1 rRNA gene is annotated in these 3,065 nt (G+C 52.5%); it reads left to right on the top strand.

Annotation, left to right across the window (positions count from 1 at the left end):
• The first annotated feature begins 156 nt into the window (after positions 1–156).
• Positions 157–3,046 (top strand): 23S ribosomal RNA (locus tag AB5Y85_RS20450).
• Positions 3,047–3,065: the final 19 nt, after the last annotated feature.

Here is a 3,065-nt window from a genome sequence, read left to right on the forward strand (position 1 = left end):
TGCTCTTTAACAATCTGGAAAGCTGATTTAAAAAGTAGTTCTCAAACATTTGTTACAAGTGCTTTGGAAACTTCTTGGCGAAAACCAAATTTTATTTGGTCCTTGTTGTACAGCAACAAGCCGTGCCGGTTTCACCGACACTTCTTGGGGTTGTATGGTTAAGTGACTAAGCGTACATGGTGGATGCCTTGGCAGTCAGAGGCGATGAAGGACGTACTAACCTGCGATAAGCTGTGAGAAGTCGGTAAGAGACGCTATTACTCACAGATTTCCGAATGGGGAAACCCACCCGAGATAACTCGGGTATCTGTTACTGAATACATAGGTAACAGAGGCGAACCGGGAGAACTGAAACATCTAAGTACCCCGAGGAAAAGAAATCAACCGAGATTCCCTCAGTAGCGGCGAGCGAACGGGGATTAGCCCTTAAGCATCTTGGAAGTTAGTGGAACGGTCCTGGAAAGGCCGGCGATACAGGGTGATAGCCCCGTACACGAAAACGACCTTGATGTGAAATCGAGTAGGGCGGGACACGTGACATCCTGTCTGAATATGGGGGGACCATCCTCCAAGGCTAAATACTCCTGACTGACCGATAGTGAACCAGTACCGTGAGGGAAAGGCGAAAAGAACCCCTGTGAGGGGAGTGAAATAGAACCTGAAACCGTGTACGTACAAGCAGTGGGAGCCCTTCGGGGTGACTGCGTACCTTTTGTATAATGGGTCAGCGACTTACATTTTGTAGCGAGGTTAACCGTATAGGGGAGCCGTAGGGAAACCGAGTCTTAACTGGGCGTCTAGTTGCAAGGTGTAGACCCGAAACCGGGTGATCTAGCCATGGGCAGGTTGAAGGTTGAGTAACATCAACTGGAGGACCGAACCCACTAACGTTGCAAAGTTAGGGGATGACCTGTGGCTGGGGGTGAAAGGCCAATCAAACTCGGAGATAGCTGGTTCTCCCCGAAAGCTATTTAGGTAGCGCCTCGGACGAATACTACTGGGGGTAGAGCACTGTTTGGGCTAGGGGGTCATCCCGACTTACCAACCCCATGCAAACTCCGAATACCAGTAAGTAATATCCGGGAGACACACGGCGGGTGCTAACGTCCGTCGTGAAGAGGGAAACAACCCAGACCGCCGGCTAAGGTCCCAAAGTTCTGGTTAAGTGGGAAACGATGTGGGAAGGCTCAGACAGCTAGGATGTTGGCTTAGAAGCAGCCATCATTTAAAGAAAGCGTAATAGCTCACTAGTCGAGTCGGCCTGCGCGGAAGATGTAACGGGGCTCAAACCAGGCACCGAAGCCGCGGATTCACACTTATGTGTGAGTGGTAGGGGAGCGTTCTGTAAGTCTGCGAAGGTGTATCGAGAGGTATGCTGGAGATATCAGAAGTGCGAATGCTGACGTAAGTAACGATAAAGGGGGTGAAAAGCCTCCTCGCCGGAAGACCAAGGGTTCCTGTCCAACGTTAATCGGGGCAGGGTGAGTCGACCCCTAAGGCGAGGCCGAAAGGCGTAGTCGATGGGAAGCAGGTTAATATTCCTGCACGACTTGTAATTGCGATGGGGGGACGGAGAAGGCTAGGTGGGCCAGGCGACGGTTGTCCTGGTGAAAGTGCGTAGGTGGTGTTTCTAGGCAAATCCGGAGACACAACACTGAGACACGAGACGAACACACTACGGTGTGGAAGCCATTGATGCCCTGCTTCCAGGAAAAGCCTCTAAGCTTCAGATTACAAGTCATCGTACCCCAAACCGACACAGGTGGTCGGGTAGAGAATACCAAGGCGCTTGAGAGAACTCGGGTGAAGGAACTAGGCAAAATAGAACCGTAACTTCGGGAGAAGGTTCGCTCCTGACAGTGAAGTCCCTTGCGGATGGAGCAGTTGGGAGTCGCAGTGACCAGATGGCTGGGACTGTTTATCAAAAACACAGCACTCTGCAAACACGAAAGTGGACGTATAGGGTGTGACACCTGCCCGGTGCCGGAAGGTTAATTGATGGGGTTAGCGCAAGCGAAGCTCTTGATCGAAGCCCCGGTAAACGGCGGCCGTAACTATAACGGTCCTAAGGTAGCGAAATTCCTTGTCGGGTAAGTTCCGACCTGCACGAATGGTGTAACCATGGCCATGCTGTCTCCACCCGAGACTCAGTGAAATCGAATTCGCCGTGAAGATGCGGTGTACCCGCGGCTAGACGGAAAGACCCCGTGAACCTTTACTACAGCTTGGCACTGAACATTGAACCTACATGTGTAGGATAGGTGGGAGGCTTTGAAGGCGTGACGCCAGTTGCGCTGGAGCCGTCCTTGAAATACCACCCTTGTATGTTTGATGTTCTAACGCAGGGCCCTGAATCGGGCTCGCGGACAGTGCCTGGTGGGTAGTTTGACTGGGGCGGTCTCCTCCCAAAGAGTAACGGAGGAGCACGAAGGTTGGCTAATCCTGGTCGGACATCAGGAGGTTAGTGCAATGGCATAAGCCAGCTTAACTGCGAGACGGACAGGTCGAGCAGGTACGAAAGTAGGTCATAGTGATCCGGTGGTTCTGAATGGAAGGGCCATCGCTCAACGGATAAAAGGTACTCCGGGGATAACAGGCTGATACCGCCCAAGAGTTCATATCGACGGCGGTGTTTGGCACCTCGATGTCGGCTCATCACATCCTGGGGCTGAAGTCGGTCCCAAGGGTATGGCTGTTCGCCATTTAAAGTGGTACGCGAGCTGGGTTCAGAACGTCGTGAGACAGTTCGGTCCCTATCTGCCGTGGGCGTTGGATGATTGAAGGGAGTTGCTCCTAGTACGAGAGGACCGGAGTGAACGAACCTCTGGTGTTCGGGTTGTCACGCCAGTGGCACTGCCCGGTAGCTAAGTTCGGAATCGATAACCGCTGAAAGCATCTAAGCGGGAAGCGAGCCCTGAGATGAGTCATCCCTGACCCCTTGAGGGTCCTAAAGGGCCGTTGGAGACCACAACGTTGATAGGTGGGGTGTGTAAGCGCGGCGACGTGTTGAGCTAACCCATACTAATTACCCGTGAGGCTTAACCATACAACACCCAAGAAGTGTT

The sequence above is a fragment of the Aeromonas sp. R3-1 genome (genome assembly GCF_040908345.1).
Classification (GTDB): Bacteria; Pseudomonadota; Gammaproteobacteria; order Enterobacterales; family Aeromonadaceae; genus Aeromonas; species Aeromonas veronii.